Source organism: Kosakonia sp. Marseille-Q7440 (assembly GCF_965119485.1).
In genome coordinates, this window is record NZ_CBCPLT010000001.1 from 417,854 (window position 1) to 438,756 (window position 20,903).

Consider the following 20,903-nt stretch of genomic DNA (forward strand, 5'->3'; position numbering starts at 1 on the left):
GCTGCGCCGGGTTTTTTCTTAGCTGAGATCGACGCCTTTATGGCCGAAGAGCCAGGTGACGATAAACCCGCCGAGATAGGCCACCACCACGCCCGCCGCATAGACCGCCATCCCGGCATAGATGCCGTGATCGGACGTCATCAGCGGCAACGCCACCAGCCCGGAAGGGCCAAACACCGTATTCAACCCGACCGGTAAGCCAAGCCACGCCACCGCACCCATAAAAAATCCGCCGCAGGCACCGCCAATACAGGCGGTAACAAAGGGTTTGACGCGCGGCAGGGTCACAGCGTAGATCAGCGGTTCGCCAACGCCGAGCAGGCCGGGAATGATCGCCCCGCGGATCTGGTTGCGGATCGTCGATTCACGCGCCGCGCGGAAGTAAAGCGCCAGCGCTGCGCCCACCTGGCCGCCGCCCGCCATCGCCAGAATCGGAAAGAGCGAGTTGAAACCCTGCGCATCCATCAGGGCGAAGTAGACCGGAATAAAGCCCTGATGCACGCCAAACACCACCGCAATCAGGAACAGGCCTGCCAGTACCGCGCAGCCAAACGGGTTGCCGTTCAGGTGCAGAAACAGCCACGACATCCCTTTAAACAGCTCGCCGCCGATCGGCATGATCAATGTGAAGGTGAGCGCGCCGGTGATCAGCAGCGTCAGCAGCGAGGTGAGGATCATATCGAGATTGTCAGGCACAAACCGGCGGATCTGCCGCTCGATCCATGCGCCGAGGATCGTGGCGATCAGCACGCCGATAATATTGCCGCGCGGATCGATGCTCATGCCGAAGAAGTTATCGATCCCGGAGAAGTAGCCGACCGTCGCTTTCGCATCGTAGCCGAGCACAAACAGCGCGGCGATAATTGCGCCGTTGACGCCGCTGCCGCCAAAGGCTTTTTGCGCATTGTAGCCGATCAGGATTGGCAGGAAGGTGAACAACCCTTTGCCGAACACTTTCATATAACCGACGACGTGCGCGAGCGCGCTGCTCTTATCCTGCGCGCCAACCAGCAGGCTCTGCTCAATCAGCGTGGCGAAGCCGAGCAGCATCCCGGCGGCGATAAAGCCGGGGATAAGCGGTGTGAAAATGGTGGCGAATTTCGCCAGAAACTGATGCAGGCCGCTGGTCTGCTTCGCCTTCATCTGCTGTTTGGTGTCGCGGGCGACCTCTTTAAGCGAGGCCGATTCTGCGGGCGCATTGTCACGGCTGATTAAGAGACTCATCATCTCAGCCGCGGTTTGCGCTTTGCCGGGGCCAACGATGATTTGCAACTGATCGTCGCTGTTTACCACGCCGAGTACGCCCGGCAATGCCTGTAGCCCGGCCTTGTCGACAAGCGCATCGTCATGCAGCGCCAGGCGCAAGCGCGTCATGCAGTTGCCGCAGCTTTTGATATTTGCTTCGCCACCGACCCGTTGCAGGATGGAGGCGATCAGTTCCGGCGTGATTTTGGCCATCACTTCACTCCTGCGTGGGCCAGCGCCTGGCGAATAAACCCGCCGTTATCCGCGAGCAAACGCACGGCCTCTTCGGCGTCAACCTGCGCCAGCACCATCAGGATGGCGGTTTTACAGTGGCCGTTGCTGGCCTGTAGCGCATGCTTCGCCTCATCGCTGTCGCAACCGGTGGCTTCCATCACAATGTTGACCTGGCGCTGCACCAGCTTCTGGTTCGTCGCTTCCACGTCCACCATCAAGTTGCCGTAGACTTTGCCGCTGCGGATCATCGCCCCGGTGGTGAGCATATTGAGCACCAGTTTTTGCGCCGTGCCCGCTTTCATGCGTGAGGAGCCGGTAACCACTTCTGCGCCGACCACCGGCGTAATGGCGATATCGGCAATCTGCGTCATCGGGCTACCGGCGTTGCAGGTCAGCGATATGGTGGTGGCGTGCAGGCTTTTGACGTACTCCATGGCGGCAATCACATAGGGCGTGCGCCCGCTGGCGGCGATGCCGACCAGCACGTCATTGGCATTGAAATTGAGGGATTTAAGATCGTCGACGCCGAGCGTCAGGCTATCTTCGGCATTCTCCACCGCCTGCAAAATGGCGCGATGGCCGCCGGCAATGAGGCCGACAACCTGCTCACGTGGCGTGCCGTAAGTGGGCGGGCATTCGCTGGCATCCAGAATGCCTAAACGCCCGGAAGTGCCCGCGCCGCAGTAAATCAGACGTCCGCCCTTTTTAAAGGCGCTGACAATCGCATCGACCGCCTGCGTAATCGCCGGGATCACCTGCTCAACCGCCAGCGCGACCTTCTGATCCTCACGGTTAATCACCCGTAACATCGCCTCGGTATCAAGCATGTCGATATTGGCACTGGCGCTGTTGCGGCCTTCGGTCGTCAATGTGGATAGATCAATGTTCATCACGTCTCACTTCACTCTGCGTTATGACTTTCTGCCTGCCGCTGCGCGGCCCCGGCAACCGAAAAAGGAATAATATATTATTCATAACTATCGATTTAAGAATAATTTATTCTTACACGGGGCGCGAAACGAGAGTGTGACGCTGCTCATGCTGCGCATAAGTCATCATTAAGCGGCGCGTCAGCGCTGATGAAAAGTGAAAATGGCCTGCACCAGCGCATCCGGATCGTGCTCAAGTTCGCCAGCGTTAAGCGCTGCGCGAAGGCGTTCGATCTTAGGCTGGTCAACCTCCGGCAATTGATCAAGGTCGGCCTGCGCCTGATTAAGTAAAAAGAGGGTCGCGTCAGAAAATGGGGGCGCTGTCATGATGTGCGTCTCACAGAGGGCGGTTAACGTTTGGCGGCTATCTGGCTACCTAAAACGACCACCGTCGCCGCAAACTTAATCCCTGGGTTTTTGCTTAATCCCGCTCCAGCTGATAGCGAAGAATCATGCCATTTTGCTGACAGACCAGCGGCACACCGTCGGGTGCAATCTGCTGCATGGCGTTCTCTGAATAGGTCAGCAGATCAACATTGTTGGTCACCATGCGGTTACCTTTTGCCGGGTTGAACAGCACCGGCGCGTAGGCAAAATAGTGTTTACCATAGCGCTGGCGCGTGTGGACAAAGTTACTTTTGAGCATAAAGGCCGCATCGTGCGGGTTGCTGAGCGTGCTGACAATAATATTGCCCGCCGTGCTGATGCGCGAATCGTAGATCTCCTGTTGGTGCAGCATCAAATCATAAAACCCCACCTGCTGTACGATCTCCCCCGTCTGATAAAGGGCGCGCTGTTCGCGCTGAAAAACGATGCCGCAGGCCAGCGCCGCCAGAGTGACGGCAAGCAGTAATAGCGACTGTTTATTGGCGGTGACAAAGTGCCATCTCATCCATTTTTCTCCGTGTCTCACTCATGATCAGCTTATTTAATAACGCCGTGTCGGAGCGCCAGTGGTCAATTTGCATCACCAGTACCCGCTGCTCGCAGGGAGTATGTATGCGGAAGGTATAATTCAGAGTTTGGTTCTGGCTTCGATAGTAAATAGCAATACGCAGCGCCTTCTGCTTTGCCTGCTGATTAAGCCGGGTATAGCTCTCTTTTAATCGATCATAAATAGCCGTCGGCTCTTTCATTCTCTCGCCCGGTGCCAGAAGTGCAAAAATACGCAGATGGCTGTAGATATTTTTCGCCACCTCTTTTGCCACTATTTTGTTGTTACAGGTGAGCGCCAGATAGCCGCTACAGAGAGTGCTGAATATAAAGATCAGCATAATAAGCAGGGCCTTTATATAGGGAAAAGGTTGTGCAGCAACAGGCGTCTGTTGCCGGGTTGGTGCGGGTAACGCAGGCGCGGCAGGTGGCGTCTCCTGCGGGGGAATATCGATTTCAGGCGTTACAGAGCGCGGGTCTGGCGGCGGCCCACTGACCAGAGGGCGGCAATATTTTGCCTCCAGCACGTAGCCCTGTTTCGGGATGGTGCGAATAATTCGCTGCTGCTTGCCGTTATCCGCCAGGGCGGTACGCAGCGTGTGAATAGCGTTGGGCAGACTATGGCTGCTGACTGCGCGATCTTCCCACACCTGCGCAGTCAACGCCTCATGGGAGAGGATCTCGCCGGGGTGTTGCTGCAAAACAGCCAGCAGTCTGAGCGGGTGCGTTCCCAACCGTCTCTCCTCGCCGGTCACCACATGGTGGATCGCGCCTGAGGCGGGAACGATGACCCAGTTATTCACGGTGCAATTGGTTTTATTCATAAAAGGTTAACGATTGAGGCCAATCCGGCAGAGGCATATCACAAGAAATAATGTCGTCGGCTGAATCGGATAAATAACAGAATAAATATTCGTAGTTCACCGGTTTGTGGCGTTAATAATACGGAAGGCTAAGGGTAAATTACATGTGATTTCATTAGTTGCCGCTTTTCAAAGGATTAAAAAACGCCTTTGTGGTGTATTGTTTGACGCCGTTGAGGAGCGCTTTTGTGAGTTATTCGCTACTTCTCTTCTCATTTTGTTAATTAGGTGTTGCCGAAACTTTTTATTAATTGTTTTATCCGCTGTTCCTCATACGTAATGTAAATGATGAATTTAACTGCCGCAAAAACCTTAAATCCCGCTGATGAAGCGCGTTATATCAGTGATTATTTGCCGCTGGTACATAAAGTCGTCAAACAGTTCAGCTGGCAGACCAGCAGCGTAATGAGCAAAGAGGATATGCGGCAGATTGCCCTGATGGGGTTGCTGGCCTCGCTGCGCCGCTATGGCCCGCCGGACGCGCAGTTTGCCGGTTACGCCATTCAGCGTATTCGCGGCGCGGTGCTGGATGAGTTACGCCAGCAGGACTGGCGGCCGCGCAGGCTGCGTCAACAGACGCATAAGCTGACGGATGCCATCCGCGAGATCACCCGTGAGTTGGGGTATGAGCCGCGCTTTGAGGAGCTGAGTGAACGGCTGTCGGTGACACCGGAAGCCTGGCAGCAATATCTGCTGCTGCACTCGGCCAGTGCGCTGGAGAGCCTGGATAACCTGCTGGAGAGCGATCTGCACGCCAGCGCGCTCTATAGCCGCCAGCTCGAGGATGAACTGCTTCCCGCCTACACGTTACGCAGCGCGGTAGCCAGCCTCGACAAGCGTGAGCAGCTGATCCTCGCGCTCTATTACCAGCATGAACTGAGCCTGAAAGAGATTGCGCAGGTGATCGGCGTATCGGAAGCGCGTGTTTGCCAGCTTAATAAAGTGATTGCCCAGAAGGTTCAGGCGTTTACTCGTCAATAAACGCGCTATCCGCGGTGCTGGCTGTAGCCGGTGCTTACGTTTAACTCGTTGGTTTAAATGTGTTGTTCTTGTGAAAGCTGTGATTTTGTCATCCATCGTCGCCCCCAGTCGGAGCTTGCTCCGAGGGTTTTTGGGGCTTTTTTTTACTCTTCTTGTGCTGTCGCTGGCAACCGGGTGTGTGCAAACCCCCTCGCGTACGGCGACGCCAGTATCAACCGCGTCTGAGACGAATGCGCAGACAACTGCCGCGCATCAGCAGGCGCAGCGAAAAGCGCGCGTTCGTGCATCGTTACTTACGGTGATGAACCGTCTGGAGAAACAGCTCGGTAAACCTTACGTGCGCGGCGGCGTCTCACCGCAGCGGGGGTTCGACTGTAGCGGGCTGGTGGTCTACGCCTATAACAAAGTGCTGGATCGAAAGCTGCCGCGCACCACCCGTGCGATGTTCAGGGATAAGGGGCTGAAAAAAGTAGCCCGCCAAAAACTTCGCCGCGGCGATCTGGTCTTCTTTCGCAGTAAAACGCGCGGCCCGGCAGATCACGTTGGCGTCTATCTTGGCAACAATACCTTTATCGAAGCACCGCGCAGCGGGCTGAAGATCCGTATCAGTAACCTGACCAATGATTACTGGCAGGATCACTACCTCGGCGCGCGGCGTATTCTGACTAACGAGGCGATTCTCTGAGGCTACTCCTCCAGCGCATGGTGGATCGCCGCGCCCAGCTGTTTGATTGCCTCCCGTCTCTCTTCATCCGGCGGCAGAGCGCAGTTGAGGCGCAGGCAGTTGCGATACTTGCCGGAAGCCGAGAAGAGCGACCCGGGTGCGATCTGGATTTTTAACCGGCATAGCTGGCGTGAAACGCAGACCATATCAACGCTTTCCGGCAGTTCGACCCACAGCAGAAATCCCCCCTGTGGGCGCGTTACGCAGATATTGCATGGAAAATATTGTCGTACCCAACAGGTGTAGATCGCCAGCCGCTGCTGGTAGACCTGGCGCATCCGGCGTACATGGCGGTGATAGTGCCCGTCACGGATAAACGCCGCCACCGCCAGTTGGGTGGAAGGGACGTTGGTGCCGATGGCGGCATATTTTTTATGGATCACCCGATCCAGATAGCGCCCCGGCGCGATCCAGCCAATGCGCAGGCCCGGCGCCACTGTTTTGGTCAGTGAACTGCACAGCAGCACGCGGCCATCAATATCACAGGATTTGATGGTGCTCGGGCGCGGATAATCGGTGGCCAGCTCGCCATAAATATCATCTTCGAAAATGACAATATCGTGGCGCTGGGCCAGCGACAGCGCCGCTTTTTTGCGTGCTTCCGGCATCACAAACCCGAGCGGGTTCTGGCAGTTGGGCACCAGGATCACTCCTTTGATCGGCCACTGCTCCAGCGCCAGCTCCAGCGCTTCAATGCTGATCCCGGTTTCCGGATCGGTCGGAATTTCAATCGCTTTGATATCCAGCCCGCGCAGCAGCTGCATGGTGCCGTAGAAGCAGGGCGACTCGACGGCGACAATATCGCCCGGGTCGCAGACCGCCATCAGCGCCAGCGACAGCGCCGGGTGGCAGCCAGCGGTGATAACAATCTCTTCGGCATTTAACGACGTGCCGCCATCAAGCATCAGGCGGGCGATCTGTTCACGCAGTTCCTGCTGGCCGGGCAGGGGGTCATAGCTGAGTGCATCCATCACCTGGTGCTGCGCGATGCGGCTCATCTCTTTCCACAGCGGTTTGAGGGTCGGCTGGTTAAGGTCCGGTGCGCCGCCGCCGAAAGCGACAATCTCTTTATCCGTGCGCGCATCAAGCAGAGTTAGCACTTCATCCCACTGTGTGACGTCAACCGGGCGCTGTACCGGGCGCGACATCGCTGGCACCGGCGGTTTGGCTTTGCGCGGCGCGACAAAGTAGCCGGAGCGCGGCTGCGGGGTGATTAACTGCAACGTCTCCAGTACCTGATAAGCCTGCTGTACGGTGCTGATACTGACGCCATGCTCCTGGCTCAGGCTGCGCACTGAAGGCAATTTTTCACCGTGGCGATATAAGCCGTGTTCAATGCGCTCTGCCAGCAAGGTGGCCAGATGTTGGTAGCGGGTCATGCTGTATCCTAAAAAGTCACCATACAGTTGAGAAAAACAGTACAGATCGGGCGAGAAAGCGGCGTGCAGATCCCTTTTTACGGCATCTGTATGGTAAAGAAAACTATTTTCTGAGTCTGTATTGTGCAGGGCGATCGCAGCGAAGATAGAGCTCTTTTCAGGCGAGGAGAGAAACATGGAATTTTTCGAAAATCGACCACGGCGCCCGTTTTCCGGGTTTGTTTTACTCTGGCGCCAGCTGCGGCGCTGGCACCTGTTGGCGAAAACCCGACGCGAACTGCGCAGGCTGAGTGACGAACAGTTAAAAGATATGGGACTACGACGCAGCGATATAAGCTGAAGGCGAAAAGGGCGCTGGAAATATCTGGTGGTTCCCGCCCACCCTGCGTTGGGCTATGCTTAGCTCCATAACCTGAAGGGAGAGAGCCCATGCATTTTATTACTAACCACGATGATGACGACAAAAAAGAGAAAGAAGCGGGCAATGCCAGCCAGCTGATGCAGCAGAAACTGCTGGATGCGCGTTCGATCATCATCTCCGGTGAGATCAACCAGGCGCTGACAGAGAAAGTGGTAACCCAGCTTCTGCTGTTACAGGGCATCAGCGATGCGCCGATCAAAATCTATCTCAACAGCCAGGGCGGCCATGTCGAAGCGGCAGATACCATCCACGACATGATCAAATTTATCACTCCGGAAGTGCACATCATCGGCACCGGCTGGGTCGCCAGCGCCGGGATCACCATCTTCCTCGCGGCGAAAAAAGAGCATCGCTACTCGCTGCCGAACACCCGCTTTATGATCCACCAGCCGCTGGGCGGCGTGCGTGGTCAGGCGAGCGATATCGAAATCGAAGCCAAAGAGATTATCCGCACCCTTGAGCGCGTCAACCGCATGATTGCTGACGCGACCGGCCAGCCGGTGGAGAAAGTGAAGCAGGACACCGATCGCAACTTCTGGATGAACACCAAAGAGGCGATGGATTACGGCATTGTCTCCCGCGTGGTCAACTCCTACGCCGATCTCAACCTCGACTAATCGACTGTGCTTTTCTGAGGCGGGAACTCTCTCGCCTCATCATTTTCCTGATTCTGTTTCGCACCCCTGACGCCTTTCTCAATGGAGTGATGGCATGAAAAAAAGTATCACCGCGGCGCTGATAACCGCAGCGACCCTGAGCCTTCCCGTGCTGGCGGCACCTGCCAGCGTCTCGTTCGAACATAAAGACTGGCAAGTGGTGTGCGATAACACCCTGACCTGCCGCGCTGCGGGCTACAGCACGGAAGGGGATGCCTCCGGCTCGGTGTTAATCACCCGTAAAGCGGGGCCGCAGACGCCGGTTTCCGTGCAGGTGGTGCTGGCAGATATGGATGGCAGTGAACCGCCGCCGAAGCTGGCGCTGTGGATTAACGGTAAATCCCTCGGCGCGTTAACCCCCGGCGATAACGACACCTGGCGTCTGACGGACGAGCAGGCAGCGCAGATGATTGCTGCGGTGAAGGGCAGCGGCAAGGTGGTCTTTAAAGGCGGTGCGAAACCGTTTGTGCTCTCAGGCGACGGCGCGTCTGCCGCGCTGCTGAAGATTGACGATGTGCAGGGGCGCGTCGGCACGCCAGGCGCACTGAGTAAAAAAGGCAATAAGCCCGAAAGCTCGGTTACCGCTGCGATCCCCGCCCCGGTGATCCAGGCCGCGCCGGTCAGCAAGGATAACGCGCGCGCCCTTAGCGCCGCTGAAGCAAAAGAACTCACGCCCCGGCTGCTGGCGGCCATCGCTAAAGATGATGACTGTGGCCGGCTCTCCAGCCCGGAAGAGGAGGTGATCAAAGGTGAAAATGATCTCACCCTGACGCCGCTGGACGCAAAACATGGCCTGGTATCCACACTCTGCTGGCGTGCTGCCTACAACGAAGGTTACGGCTACTGGGTGGTTGATAACGCCCTGAAAGAGAAACCGCAGTTCATCACCAGCTCGGGAACGGATTACAGCGACGGTGCCATCACGCTTGCTCAGCGCGGGCGCGGGATTGGCGACTGCTGGGCATCAACCGAGTGGGTGTGGGACGGCGAAGCGTTTCGTAAGAGCAGCGGAAGCACTACCGGCCTGTGCCGCGGCATTCGCGCGGGCGGTGCCTGGGAGCTCCCCGAGTTTGTCGCCGAGGTGAAAGCCGCGAAATAACCCTCTGAGCACCGCCGCGACAGGTTGCGTGAAGCGCGGCGGTGTTCATTTTATATACTTTACCTTCGGTTTAATGGTCACTATACTTACCAAATTCAACATTAATGGTAAGTATAGTGACCATGACATCAAGAGATAAACGCAGCGCGGTTATCTTTCCCCGCCATCAGCAAGTGCTAACGCAGTTTGGTGAGAACATCAAACTTGCCCGCAAACGCCGAAAACTCACTCAGACTATGCTCTCGGAACGAACGGGGTTGAGCCGTCTTACCTTGCGGAAAATCGAGCAGGGTGACCCAAAAGTTTCGCTTGGGCACTATGTGGCTGTGCTTGGCGTACTCGGGCTGGTCGATGATTTTCTGCTGCTTGCCAGTGATGATGAACTGGGACGCAAGTTGCAGGATATTGAGCTTTTAAGGAAGAGAGGAGAGCCGCGTTAATGACAACGGATGTTTGGGTGTATGCCGACTGGCAAGATTTTGCCGAGCCTGCGCGGGTTGGCTTGCTGCGTGCGGACAGAATACGCAATGGCGAGCATTTTAGTTTTCGCTATGACGATGAGTGGCTAATTTCGCCCTTCGCGCAGAAAGTCGATCCCGACCTGGAACTCTACTCCGGCGAGCAGCACAGCCAGGCATCACGGAATTTTCGCGTTTTTCTCGACTCCTGCCCGGATCGCTGGGGGCGGCTACTGATGAAACGGCGGGAGGCCATTCTTGCCCGGCATGAAGCGCGCCGTCCACGGCAACTGGGCGAAATCGATTTTCTGCTGGGAGTGCATGATTTTCACCGCCAGGGCGCGCTGCGCTTCAAACGCGATCCTGACGGCACTTTTCTTGACGATAATCACCGGTTAGCGGCCCCGCCATTGACCTCGTTAAGAGAACTGGCATATGCGGCAGCGCAGGTCGAACGTCATGACGAGCGTGACGATGCTGAATATCTAAAATGGCTGGAAATGCTGATGTCACCGGGCTCCTCGCTGGGCGGCGCGCGGCCTAAAGCCAGCGTGCGTGATGAAGACGATCATTTATGGATCGCCAAATTTCCCAGCCGCTACGATGATTACGATATCGCGGCGTGGGAGTTTCTGACCTGGCAACTGGCGCGTAATGCGGGAATCGATATGGCTGAATGCCGTATTGAGCGTTTCGACCGCGAGTACCATACCTTTCTGACTAAGCGTTTTGACAGAACGGCCAATTCCCGGCTGCACTTTACCTCTGCAATGACGCAGCTTGGTTATTACGACGGTGATTACGAGGCGTCCTACCTTGAGCTGGCGCAGTTCCTGACGGAGAAAGGTGCCCGCAGCCGCGACGATTTAGCCCAGCTGTGGCGACGCATCGTTTTCAATATCGCCGTTTCTAATAACGACGATCACCTGCGTAACCACGGTTTCATCTATCAGCCGGGCGGCTGGAGATTGTCGCCTGCTTATGACATTAACCCGGTGCCGGATGCGCAGGGGTTGCATCTCAATATCAGCGATAGCGATAGCAGCCTCGATTTTGAACTGGCGATGTCAGTTATCGATTTTTTCCAGTTGAGTCGTGCACAAGCGCACACGATTAAACAAGAAGTACTAAGCAGCGTAAGCCAGTGGCGCAGCCATGCTGAAACGCTGGGCATCGCGCGTAGCGAGCAGGAAAGAATGGCTTCGGCGTTTAACTTTTAATGGAGAGCGGGACCGTGCTAACTACCCTTAACCACCTCACGCTTGCGGTCAGCGACCTGGCGCGCAGCGTTGATTTCTACCATCAGTTGCTCGGCCTGAAGCTGCATGCGCGCTGGGATAACGGCGCGTACCTTACCTGCGGCGATATCTGGATTTGCCTCTCCGTCGATGAGGCGCGCCGGGTTACGCCTGCCGATCAAAGCGATTACACCCATTACGCGTTTAGCATTGACCAGGGCGAACTGGCGGCGTTTATCACGCGGCTGGAGCAGGCGGGCGTGGTGAGCTGGAAGGTGAACAAAAGCGAAGGGGCGTCGTACTACTTCCTTGACCCGGACGGTCACAAGCTGGAAGCACACGTCGGCGATCTGGCGCAGCGTCTGGCGGCTTGTCGCGCGAAGCCCTATAAGGGAATGGTGTTTTTTGATTGACCTCCTCGCCTTTCACAATCCATGCTCTTTGCCCCGCCGTTTCTTGATAGTTACCCTGATAACCTTTATCGTGCCCCTCCGCTAATGTGAGGGGACGTAATGACCGAAGATGAACTGTTTGCCCGCCGACCGCTGGGAATGCGCATGGCAATGGTAGTGCGCCAGTGGCGAGCGACCATTGATCATGCCCTGCGCGACACCGGCATCACCCAGTCGAGCTGGACGGTGCTGATGCAGTTGCAGCAACTGGGGGACAATATTTCGGTCAGCGAGCTGGCGGAAGTGCAGGGCATTGAGCTGCCGCCGCTGATGCGCACGCTCGCCCAACTGGAGACGCAGGGGCTGATTGCGCGTACGACATCGCCGTACGACAAGCGCATCCGCCTGCTGAAATTGACCGCCAAAGGGTGTGCTCTGCTGGAGAAAATCACGCAAGTGATTGAAGCCTGCCAGCTACGGGCTACGGAGAGTATCCCGGCGGAAGATCTGCAAAAGTTCAGTGCCACGCTGAGCCAACTCGCCTGTAATCTGCGCGTGATGCGCGAAGAAGATAATAAAACCGAATAAGAAAATGATGACGCCTGAACAAAAATTTGCCCGCTGGGTAAGGGTCAGTATTGCCTCTTTCCTGCTGATGTTTGTCTATTTTATTGTCGCCGATATCTGGATCCCGCTGACGCCGGACTCCACCGTGATGCGCGTAGTGACGCCGGTTTCTGCCCGCGTCTCTGGCTATGTTTCTGAGGTTTACGTGCAGAACAACAGCCGGGTGAAGCGCGGGGATCTGCTCTACAGACTCGACGCCACTCCCTTTGAAAACCAGGTGGAAGCCGCGGAGATTGCGCTGGCGCAGGCGCGTCTGACCAATCAACAGCTCGACGCGCAGATCGCTGCCGCGCAGGCGAGCCTGAAAACGGCGCAGCTGACGGCGCAGAATAATCGCGTCACCTTTGAGCGCTATCAGCGCCTCGGCAAAATGCAGAGTGTCTCGCAGTCCGATCTCGATAACGTGCGCACCACCTGGCAGGGGAGCGAGCAGTCGGTGACGAACCTTAACGCCAGCATTGAAGCGCTGCGCATTCAGCGCGGTGAACGTAATGAGGCGCATAACGTCACGCTGCAAAAATATCGCAACGCCCTGCAACAGGCGCAGCTCAACCTTGGCTGGACGCAGGTGCGCGCCGAAGCAGACGGCACGGTCAGCAACCTGCAGTTGAGCCCAGGTTTTTATGCCCAGGCGGGCGGCGCGTCGCTGGCGCTGGTGCATGAGAAGAGCGATATCGTCGCCGATTTTCGTGAAAAGAGCCTGCGCCATACCCATGTTGGCACCGATGCGGCGGTAGTGTTTGATGCGCTGCCGGGCCAGGTGTTCCACGCGCATGTCACCAGCAGCGACGCGGGCACCCTCGCCGGGCAGGAAGCGGTAAACGGTCAGCTTTCGGAGCCGGAGACCTCCAACCGCTGGGTGCGCGATGCGCAGCGCATGCGCATTCATGTAGCGCTGGATGAGCCGTTGCCAAAAGAGCTGCCGACCGGCGCGCGCGCCACGGTGCAGCTCTATAACAGCGAAGGGATCTTCGCCCGCTTCTTCTCCGGGCTGCAAATCCGCCTGGTAAGCCTGCTGCACTATGTCTATTAACACGCTGGCCCGCGTCTTTACGCCGCACGGCAATATCGTCTACACGGCGAATGATTTTCGCCAGACGCTGCGCATCGTTTTCTCCGGGATGATCGCCCTGAGCGTGTCGAGCTTTTACAACACGCAGTATGGCGTCTTCTATGTTATCTACCCGGTGATGCTGCTGTCGCTGGTGCCGGTCTTTAACCGCCATGTCGCCAAACAGTTTGTGTTCAGCGCGGTGATTAACTGCGTCGAAATGGTGTTTATTATCGGCTATCTGATGCAGTGGCCGGTGATCATGACGCTGGTGGTGTTTGGGCTCTATGTGATGCGTTTTCGCTTTATGAGCAAAGGCCCGCTGTTTCTCTTTGGTTCTACAGGCGTGGTGTGCCAGAGCACGATGCTCAACTTTATGAGCTACCCGTCAAGCGACTGGCACACACTGCTCTTTTCCAATATTGAGGCCAGTATTATGGCCGTCGCCCTTAGCGCGCTGATGCACTTTCTGCTGCCGGACGTCGAGCCGCGTACCCGCCCGCCGCTGATTGAGAAAAACGCTGCGCGGGTGCGCCATGAATCGCTGCTCTCCGGCACGGTGGCGACGATGATTTTTGTTGTCTTCCAGATGAGCGATTTGAGCGATTCGCTTTCGGCATTGATGGCGGGGATTTTGATCCTCTTTCCGATGCACTATCGCGGCTCGGTGCTCAGTTCTTTGTGGCGCGTAGTCGGCGTGGTGCTGGCATGTCTCTACATTTTGCTGGTGCAACTGATTCTCTATAACCACAGCAGCCATATGTTGTTGATGATGCCGCTGATCGGCCTGGGGCTGGCGTTTAGCGCGCGGCTGCATGTGATGGAGAAGGTGGGGGCAGGCGTCGGTTTCGCCAGCGTCACCACCATCGGCATTATGTTTGGCCAGAACCTGCACCCGGACACCGACCTGGTGTTCAGTGATTTGTACCGCATTGTCTCCGTCACCGTCTCGCTGGTGGCGACGCTTACGATGGTTTATCTCGTGCACCTGATTTTGAACCGCTTTGAAGCGACACGGTTTGTGATTGAGGAGTGAGTTCACTGCCGGATGGCGCTGCGCTTATCCGGCCTACGGTGTGGTGATGTCGTTGGCCGTGCGAGGTGATTAATTGCCGTATGGCACTGGCCTACGATTCGCGTGCAGCGCGCTTTTGTAGGCCGGATAAGGCGTAAGCCGCCATCCGGCAACTCACAGGGCAGAGAGGTTTAAGAGCGCCGGGATCTGCGACAAGAGGTACAAAATCAGGCCGATACAGCCGCCGACCAGCGTGCCGTTAATACGGATAAATTGCAGATCCTTGCCGATGTTCAGCTCCACCTGGTAAGACATATCCCGCGCATCCCAGCTCTTCACCGTGTCACTGATATGACGTGTCAGGAAAGCCGAAAACTCCGGTGCTACGCGATGGGCCGCCTGCTCAAGGTGCTCGTTAAGCGAGGCGCGCAGCGCGCCGTCCGCCAGCAGCGTTTCGCCAAACCACAGCCCGGCTTCGCTGATGCGCTTTTGCATCTTTGAATCGTCAGACTGCATATCCGCTTTCATCCAGTTGCGCAGATCGCCCCACATCTCGCCGACGTAGCGGTTAAAGGCCTCATCGTTCTTCAGATACTCTTTGATGTTTTCCGCCCGCTCCGCCATCTCCGGATCGCTTTTCAGGTTAGCGATCAGTTTCATCGTCGCGCGATCAAACGCCTGGCGGATCTGGTGCGTGCGATCGGCATTGATATCATCCAGCAGAGAGTTGACGGCATCGGAGACCAGCGCTGCGCTCTGCTCACCCAGCCACTCTTTCGGCAGCACTTTCGCCTTCACCGGATGGTCGGTCTCCAGCCAGTGCACCACCTGGCGGGCGATAAAGGTGCGCGTACTTTCCCGCTGTAACAGCGCAATCAGTTGAGTAATTAACGTGTCCAGCAACTTCTGGTGGCGGTTGTTACGCGTCAGGCTCTCCAGCATCAGGGCGCTGGTTTGCGTTAAGTCGACTTTATCGATCGCTTTATGCACCGCCCGGCGGATCAGCCGCTGAATACGGCTGTCATCGGTCATCTCGAGAAAGCCGCTCATCACTTGCAACAGATGCGTGCCGACGCGCTGCGCGTTCTCCGGCTGGCTGAACCAGACGCCGATCATCTGCGCGGGCTGATGCCGCTGGATCAGCGCCACCAGCGATTGGGTATCAAGAAACTTCTCCTGCACAAATTGACCGAGATTGTCGCCAATCCGGTCTTTATTGCGCGGAATAATCGCCGTATGGCGAGAGATAAACGGCAGCGGTACGCGGCGAAACAGCGCCACCACCGCAAACCAGTCGGCCAGCGCGCCGACCATCGCCGCTTCGGCAATGGCTTTGACCCCGCTCACCCAGAAGTTCGGCGGCAGAAAGAGAGTGGTAACAAATACCGCGGCGGCGACCAGCAGCAGCGACAGCGCCAGTCGTTTGGCGCGCTTCAGTTCAGCTAATTTTTCCATCTGATAAGCATAGAACTCAACGGTGAGTTCATGCAAAGGGTTAATAGATAAGTAGATTGCGCAGCAGTGTCCACACAATCCACCCGCCAAATACCATCAGCACTACGCCCGCGATGCGCTCTATCCAGCAGATGCTGCGGCTCAGACGCCGTTGCAGCGCAGGCAGGCCAATCAGGCTGACCAGCGCTAAATCCCACAGCAGTACTACCATCACCATCCAGACACCGCTGACCGATTGTTGCAGTAGCGTCACATCCGGGCCGAGCAGGGCGGTCATTAACGCCAGGTAGAAGAGGGCGTTTTTCGGGTTAAGCAGCGCCGAGCCGAGGCCAAGTAAAAACTGTTTACCGATGCCGGGGCAGCGCTGACGCGTCTCATCCAGCGCCAGCGTTTGCGGGCGGCTGCGCACCAGGTGTGAGCCAATCCACAGCAGATAAAGCGCGCCGAGCAGTTCGATGGCGGTAAACAGCCCGCTGAAGTGGCGCAGCGCGCTGGCCCCGATAATCACCAGCAGAATATAGAGCGCGTTACCAAAAGCGATGCCGAGGCAGAGCCCGGCGCTGCCGCGCAGGCGGTAGCGGATGGCGTAACCTATCAGCAGGAAAAAGTCCGGGCCGGGGCTGAGCAGCGCGACAAAATGCGCCAGTGCCAGGGCGGGAAAAGCGGCGGGAAAGGTATCCATAGTGACCTCGCATAAACATTGCGGTCACCATAGCCGCTGCGCGGCGCTATTTATTGTCTGATATTGATCCGAGCGCATACTGGCGCGGCGTGGCGGCGGTATAGCTGACAAAGGTTTTATGAAAGTGGCTCTGGTCGGCAAAACCGCTCTGGTAGCCGACATCTGCCAGCTTATCCCCGGCGCGCAGCCGGCTTTTGGCAAACTCAACGCGGGCGAGGTTAAGAAAGCTGCCGGGGGTTAAGCCGGTGTCACGCTTGAAGGTGCGGATCAGCGTCTCTTTGCGCAGTGAAAAGGCGTGGGCCAGCGTATCCAGCGTCGGTGGCTGCTGCAAATTCTCCTGCAATGCCATCTGCACCTGCTCGCTAATCGCGCGGAGCGGTTCATCATCAGGCACCTGCGGCAGGGCTGCGAGCAGAGTCTGGATGGCTCCTTGCAATGCCTGAGTCTGGTTATTCTCCATCAGCGCGACAATATGCAGGAAGTGTTCAAACAACTGCGGATCGCGAATCACCTGCCGGGCGCGGTTTTCATCTGCCAGGTAGAGCATATGGTAGCTGCGCGGCTGCCCGGCAAGCGGGTTGCAGCTGTGCGGCGTCAGGGCTGGAATCACAATCAGATCGCCTGGGCGCAGCAGGTGCTCCTGCTGGTGGCAGACGCAGCGGGTCTGGCCGTCGATAATCGCGCCGATGGAGAGCTCCGCGTGGCGGTGACGTTTATAGGCCTGCGTGCTGTTGCGGGTGCTGCGCAGCTCCACGCCGGGCAGCGCATCGGAGCGGAAAAAGGTTTGTGCGATATCGCGGGTTACGGCCATTCATCACCTCGGTCGGGGGCGGTTTTCCGGTATAACACAGCGCGCCTGGGATCGCGAAACGCGTTGTGCAGAAGCCGCTACATTGGGTGGGGCTTCGGACTAATGGTCACGGTTTCCAGCGGCGCAGCGGCGTGTCGCGCTCGTAGGGCATCGGCGTTGGGTAAGCGATAAATTCAACGATGCTGCCCCACGGCGTGCGGCCATAGCAAAAGCAGTTGCCCTCGCCCTTCTCGGTCGGGAAACCGAGCGGCTGCGGCTCGGTAAAGACCTCCCCGCCCGCATCAGAAAATTGTTTCAGCGCGGCGTCGATATCGTCGACATAGACCGCAAAGTGTTGCAGGCCAAAGTCATTTGCCCGCAGCGGTTCACGCTGTGACGGCCCCTGCATTTCAAACAGTTCAATACCCGGCCCGTGTTGCAGCTTGAGCATGCTGACTGCTTTGATCACCGTGCCCGGCACCAGCCGCAGCGTCTTTTGCTGCGCTTCGCTATCGATATCCTCATCTTCCGGTGCGACGGACTGGTAAATCAGCTCCGCGCCCAATGCCTCGGTAAGAAAACGGGTAGCGGCTTTTATATCCGGCACGGTAATACCAATATGATCAATTCCGCGAACGCTCTGCTGCATATTTCCTCCTGTAAGTTGTGTGGTATTAAGCATAGCGGAAGGAGATGAGGTGGAAATAAATCGGCGTTAAGGAAGGATTATTTGAACAAAAAGTGACAGTCAGGCACGTTTATTTATTTATCCAGAGATATTCCAGGGGTAAATAAAGATTATGTTACTTGGTCTTTAATGTAAGTTATTGATTTTAATAATTTATACTTGGTTTATATTTCAGGGTGATAAAAATATCACGTTAAATGAAACATAAGAACACTCCGGATATACTCAACTTTACTTCAGGTCTGCCGACGCTTTACTACCCTTATTACCCTAAGCGGTAAATTAAGGAGACCCATATGGCTTACCAGACAGTGAATCCTTTCAACAATCAGCTGATTAAAGAGTATCCGAACCATAGCGATGCCGATATTGAGGCGACGCTGCGCCAGGCTGACGCCCTTTACCACTCTGAGTGGGCAAAAGGGAGCATCGACCAGCGGCTGCCGGTACTGCATAAACTGGCTGACCTGCTGGAGAGCCATCAGGAGGAGCTGGCGAAAATCGCCACCCAGGAGATGGGGAAACTGATTGCCCAGAGCCGCAGCGAGGTGCAAATCTGCGCGCAGATCGCCCGTTACTATGCGGACAACGCGAAAAAATTCCTCGCCCCGGTGAAATATGACACCGAACTGGGCGATGCCTGGGTTGAGCACCATCCGATCGGCATCATCATGGCGGTCGAGCCGTGGAACTTCCCTTACTACCAGCTCATTCGCGTGCTGGCCCCGAACCTTGCCGCCGGTAACCCGGTAATTTGTAAGCACGCCAGCATCGTGCCGCACTGCGCCGAAGCCTTCGCCCATCTGGTGCGTGAAGCGGGTGCGCCGGAAGGGGCATGGACTAACCTGTTTATCTCTTCCGATCAGGTCTCGGCGATTATCGCTGACCCGCGCGTGCAGGGCGCAGCCCTGACCGGCTCGGAAAAAGCGGGTAGCGCGGTCGCTTCGCAGGCGGCGAAGCACATCAAAAAATCGACCCTCGAACTGGGCGGTAACGATGTCTTTATCGTGCTGGATGATGCCGACCTGGAGAAGGCAGTGAAAACCGGGGTGCAGGCGCGTCTGGCTAACGCCGGGCAGGTCTGTACGGCGGCGAAACGCTTTATTGTGCACCAGAAGGTGGCGGATCAGTTCCTGCGCCAGTTCACTGACGCTTTCCAGCAGGTGAAGATGGGCGATCCGCTTGATGAGAGCACCACGCTTGGGCCATTGTCGTCGAAAGATGCGCTGGAAACCCTCAGCAAACAGGTGAGCGAAGCGGTGCAGAAGGGGGCAAAACTCCACTTCGGCGGTAAACCGGTGAACAGCGAAGGCAACTTCTTTGAGCCGACGATTCTGACCCATATTACCCGCGACAACCCGGCGTATTTAGAAGAGTTCTTCGGCCCGGTGGCGCAGATTTATGTGGTGCAGGACGATGATGAGGCGGTACGCCTGGCGAACGACTCCCATTATGGGCTCGGCGGGGCAATCTTCAGCCGCGATATTGAGCGCGCGAAAGAGATGGCGTCGCGGATTGAAACCGGGATGGTATACATCAACTGGCTGACCGATACCGCGGCGGAGTTGCCGTTCGGCGGGGTGAAACGCTCGGGCTTTGGGCGTGAGCTGTCGGATCTGGGGATCAAAGAGTTTGTGAACCAGAAGCTGGTAGTGGTGCGTCAGTAGCCGTAGCTGGCATCGCTTGCCGGATGGCGCTTGCGCTTATCCGGCCTACGCACGACCTCATATCCATTTTGGGCCGCCATTCGGTTTTGCCGGATGGCGGCTTTGCTTTATCCGGCCTACATACGTGCTGGTGCGCTTTTGTAGGCCTGATAAGCGTAGCGCCATCAGGCAGTTACTTTTTCAGCCCGGCAAACGCCGCTCTGATCTCTTCCTCCGGCAGCTGCACGCCGATAAACACCAGCGTACTGTGCGGCTTTTCGTCGCCCCACGGGCGATCCCAGTCCGCGCTGTAGAGGCGCTGCACGCCCTGGAATAACAGGCGGTTCGGCTCGCCATTGATCCACAGCATCCCTTTGTAGCGCAGCAGCTTCTCCGCAAAGCTCAGCAGCAGGTTTTCCATCACCCGCGACACCTCGCTGATATCCACCGGATAATCGAGCTCCACCACAATTGAGCTGATATCGTTCTGCTTATCGGCCATAAAGTGGAAGCGCGGTTTAGCGGTAACCACATTCTCTTCGAGCATAAAACCGCTGGTATTAAACAGCAGCGCCAGATCGATATCGCCGTGGGTCACGGTGTAGATGGGTGCGCGGGCGTTGATGCGGGCCAGCCGTTCGCGCAGCGGCGCGTTATCCGGCGCGACATCGGTTTTGGTCAGCAGAATACGATCCGCGTAACCGACCTGCGATTGCGCCAGCGTGAACTGGTTCATCTGCCCATCGGCGTGCACCGCATCGACCAGCGCAATCACGCCGTCGAGCAGGTAGCGCTGGCAGAGGATCTCATGAGAGAAGAAGGTCTGAATGATCGGGCCGGGATCGGCCATGCCGGTGCACTCGATCACTAACCGATCAAAATGGAGATCGCCGCGATCGAGACCGTCGAGCAGATCCAACAGCGCATCTTCCAGCTCATTCGAGCGGCTACAGCAGATGCAGCCATTAGTCAGCGTTTTGATCTGCGTGGCGCGATCGCCAATCAGCTGATCGTCAACGGAGACCTCGCCGAATTCATTTTCGATAACCGCAATCTGATAGCCGTGTTGTGCATTAAGGATGTGGCGCAAGAGGGTGGTTTTGCCGGCACCGAGAAAGCCGGTCAGCAGGGTAACTGCAACAGGTGTCATGGACTCTCCTTTAACAACAGCGGACGCCGCCTTTGCCATCGCCGCCGTAACGCGCCTGTTGACGCTCGCGGAAAAACTCTTCGTAGGTCATATAGGGCGTATCGGGATGGTTGGTTTTCATATGATCAACATAGTTGTCATAGTCCGGAATACCAATCAGCATTTTTGCCGCCTGCCCGAGGTACTTTTTAGCCTGGCCTAAGTTACCAAACATTCGCGCATCCAGATATTGGTAATGCCGGAGAGG

At 56.8% G+C, this 20,903-nt stretch carries 24 protein-coding genes; 12 read left to right on the forward strand and 12 right to left on the reverse strand.

The window, feature by feature from the left end; all coding sequences use genetic code 11:
* Positions 1-18: 18 nt before the first annotated feature.
* The 5 genes from murP to ACWPW2_RS01850 form a co-directional block, all read right to left on the reverse strand.
* Positions 19-1,458: a PTS N-acetylmuramic acid transporter subunit IIBC gene (murP, locus tag ACWPW2_RS01830; RefSeq protein ID WP_429177286.1), complete on the reverse strand. Its 1,440-nt coding sequence runs from the start codon at positions 1,456-1,458 to the stop codon at positions 19-21.
* A complete protein-coding gene (gene murQ, locus ACWPW2_RS01835) occupies positions 1,458-2,369 on the reverse strand; it encodes an N-acetylmuramic acid 6-phosphate etherase (RefSeq protein ID WP_454121441.1) in 912 nt (303 codons plus the stop codon). Before murQ ends, murP begins: the two co-directional genes overlap by 1 nt.
* A gap of 180 nt (positions 2,370-2,549) precedes the next feature.
* Positions 2,550-2,735, reverse strand: a complete 186-nt coding sequence (locus ACWPW2_RS01840) for a flagellar biosynthesis anti-sigma factor FlgM (protein WP_454121443.1) — start codon at positions 2,733-2,735, stop codon at positions 2,550-2,552.
* A gap of 94 nt (positions 2,736-2,829) precedes the next feature.
* Positions 2,830-3,300: a hypothetical protein gene (locus tag ACWPW2_RS01845; protein WP_454121444.1), complete on the reverse strand. Its 471-nt coding sequence runs from the start codon at positions 3,298-3,300 to the stop codon at positions 2,830-2,832.
* Entirely contained in the window at positions 3,272-4,165 is an 894-nt protein-coding gene (locus ACWPW2_RS01850; RefSeq protein WP_454121445.1) for a winged helix-turn-helix domain-containing protein, read from the reverse strand. The genes ACWPW2_RS01845 and ACWPW2_RS01850 overlap by 29 nt, the downstream gene beginning before the upstream one ends.
* A 327-nt stretch (positions 4,166-4,492) precedes the next feature.
* Here ACWPW2_RS01850 and ACWPW2_RS01855 point away from each other — a divergent pair, with 327 nt between their 5' ends.
* Together ACWPW2_RS01855 and ACWPW2_RS01860 are read left to right on the forward strand one after the other, a co-directional pair.
* Positions 4,493-5,185 (forward strand): FliA/WhiG family RNA polymerase sigma factor, encoded by a 693-nt coding sequence (locus ACWPW2_RS01855; protein ID WP_370277290.1) that lies wholly within the window; start codon positions 4,493-4,495, stop codon positions 5,183-5,185.
* Between the two features lie 178 nt (positions 5,186-5,363).
* Positions 5,364-5,870: a C40 family peptidase gene (locus ACWPW2_RS01860; protein WP_454121447.1), complete on the forward strand. Its 507-nt coding sequence runs from the start codon at positions 5,364-5,366 to the stop codon at positions 5,868-5,870.
* A 2-nt stretch (positions 5,871-5,872) separates the two neighbouring features.
* Here the strand turns inward: ACWPW2_RS01860 and ACWPW2_RS01865 are convergent, their stop codons facing one another.
* The gene (locus ACWPW2_RS01865; protein WP_454121449.1) at positions 5,873-7,288 is read right to left on the reverse strand and encodes an aminotransferase-like domain-containing protein; all 1,416 of its coding nucleotides are present in this window, start codon (positions 7,286-7,288) and stop codon (positions 5,873-5,875) included.
* A gap of 175 nt (positions 7,289-7,463) precedes the next feature.
* Between ACWPW2_RS01865 and ACWPW2_RS01870 the strand changes: the two genes are divergently transcribed.
* The 9 genes from ACWPW2_RS01870 to ACWPW2_RS01910 all read left to right on the forward strand — a co-directional run bounded on the left by ACWPW2_RS01870 (position 7,464) and on the right by ACWPW2_RS01910 (position 14,266).
* Complete coding sequence (locus ACWPW2_RS01870; RefSeq protein ID WP_312120758.1) at positions 7,464-7,628, forward strand: DUF1127 domain-containing protein; 165 nt, start codon at positions 7,464-7,466, stop codon at positions 7,626-7,628.
* Positions 7,629-7,717: 89 nt separating this feature from the next.
* A complete protein-coding gene (locus tag ACWPW2_RS01875; protein WP_023480386.1) occupies positions 7,718-8,326 on the forward strand; it encodes an ATP-dependent Clp protease proteolytic subunit in 609 nt (202 codons plus the stop codon).
* A gap of 94 nt (positions 8,327-8,420) precedes the next feature.
* On the forward strand, positions 8,421-9,464 hold the full coding sequence (locus tag ACWPW2_RS01880; RefSeq protein ID WP_454121450.1) for a DUF1176 domain-containing protein: 1,044 nt from the start codon (positions 8,421-8,423) through the stop codon (positions 9,462-9,464).
* A gap of 122 nt (positions 9,465-9,586) precedes the next feature.
* On the forward strand, positions 9,587-9,904 hold the full coding sequence (locus ACWPW2_RS01885) for a helix-turn-helix domain-containing protein (protein WP_454121452.1): 318 nt from the start codon (positions 9,587-9,589) through the stop codon (positions 9,902-9,904).
* Entirely contained in the window at positions 9,904-11,142 is a 1,239-nt protein-coding gene (locus ACWPW2_RS01890) for a type II toxin-antitoxin system HipA family toxin (RefSeq protein WP_454121453.1), read from the forward strand. The genes ACWPW2_RS01885 and ACWPW2_RS01890 overlap by 1 nt, the downstream gene beginning before the upstream one ends.
* Positions 11,143-11,156: 14 nt before the next feature.
* Complete coding sequence (locus ACWPW2_RS01895) at positions 11,157-11,573, forward strand: FosA family fosfomycin resistance glutathione transferase (protein ID WP_454121454.1); 417 nt, start codon at positions 11,157-11,159, stop codon at positions 11,571-11,573.
* Between the two features lie 99 nt (positions 11,574-11,672).
* Positions 11,673-12,140, forward strand: coding sequence for a MarR family transcriptional regulator (locus ACWPW2_RS01900; RefSeq protein WP_454121456.1), 468 nt, complete (start codon positions 11,673-11,675; stop codon positions 12,138-12,140).
* Between the two features lie 4 nt (positions 12,141-12,144).
* Positions 12,145-13,212: an HlyD family secretion protein gene (locus tag ACWPW2_RS01905; protein WP_454121457.1), complete on the forward strand. Its 1,068-nt coding sequence runs from the start codon at positions 12,145-12,147 to the stop codon at positions 13,210-13,212.
* Positions 13,202-14,266: a DUF2955 domain-containing protein gene (locus ACWPW2_RS01910; protein ID WP_042714560.1), complete on the forward strand. Its 1,065-nt coding sequence runs from the start codon at positions 13,202-13,204 to the stop codon at positions 14,264-14,266. The genes ACWPW2_RS01905 and ACWPW2_RS01910 overlap by 11 nt, the downstream gene beginning before the upstream one ends.
* 153 nt (positions 14,267-14,419) lie before the next feature.
* Here ACWPW2_RS01910 and ACWPW2_RS01915 read toward each other — a convergent pair whose 3' ends face one another.
* From ACWPW2_RS01915 to ACWPW2_RS01930, 4 genes are all read right to left on the reverse strand, one after another.
* Positions 14,420-15,700, reverse strand: coding sequence for a DUF445 domain-containing protein (locus ACWPW2_RS01915; protein ID WP_023480496.1), 1,281 nt, complete (start codon positions 15,698-15,700; stop codon positions 14,420-14,422).
* A 40-nt stretch (positions 15,701-15,740) separates the two neighbouring features.
* The gene (locus tag ACWPW2_RS01920; RefSeq protein WP_454121458.1) at positions 15,741-16,382 is read right to left on the reverse strand and encodes a LysE family translocator; all 642 of its coding nucleotides are present in this window, start codon (positions 16,380-16,382) and stop codon (positions 15,741-15,743) included.
* Positions 16,383-16,428: 46 nt separating this feature from the next.
* Entirely contained in the window at positions 16,429-17,193 is a 765-nt protein-coding gene (locus ACWPW2_RS01925) for a helix-turn-helix domain-containing protein (RefSeq protein ID WP_454121460.1), read from the reverse strand.
* 106 nt (positions 17,194-17,299) lie between these two features.
* Entirely contained in the window at positions 17,300-17,821 is a 522-nt protein-coding gene (locus ACWPW2_RS01930; protein ID WP_454121461.1) for a VOC family protein, read from the reverse strand.
* Positions 17,822-18,156: 335 nt separating this feature from the next.
* On the opposite strand from ACWPW2_RS01930, the gene ACWPW2_RS01935 reads away from it, so the two are divergent.
* Positions 18,157-19,527 carry an NAD-dependent succinate-semialdehyde dehydrogenase gene (locus ACWPW2_RS01935; protein ID WP_454121462.1) on the forward strand — a complete coding sequence of 457 codons (1,371 nt, stop codon included), beginning with the start codon at positions 18,157-18,159 and terminating at the stop codon, positions 19,525-19,527.
* Positions 19,528-19,699: 172 nt separating this feature from the next.
* Here the strand turns inward: ACWPW2_RS01935 and yjiA are convergent, their stop codons facing one another.
* Both yjiA and ACWPW2_RS01945 read right to left on the reverse strand, forming a co-directional pair.
* On the reverse strand, positions 19,700-20,656 hold the full coding sequence (yjiA, locus tag ACWPW2_RS01940; RefSeq protein WP_454121463.1) for a GTPase: 957 nt from the start codon (positions 20,654-20,656) through the stop codon (positions 19,700-19,702).
* Between the two features lie 10 nt (positions 20,657-20,666).
* A complete protein-coding gene (locus ACWPW2_RS01945; RefSeq protein ID WP_054802764.1) occupies positions 20,667-20,870 on the reverse strand; it encodes a YbdD/YjiX family protein in 204 nt (67 codons plus the stop codon).
* Positions 20,871-20,903 lie beyond the last annotated feature (33 nt).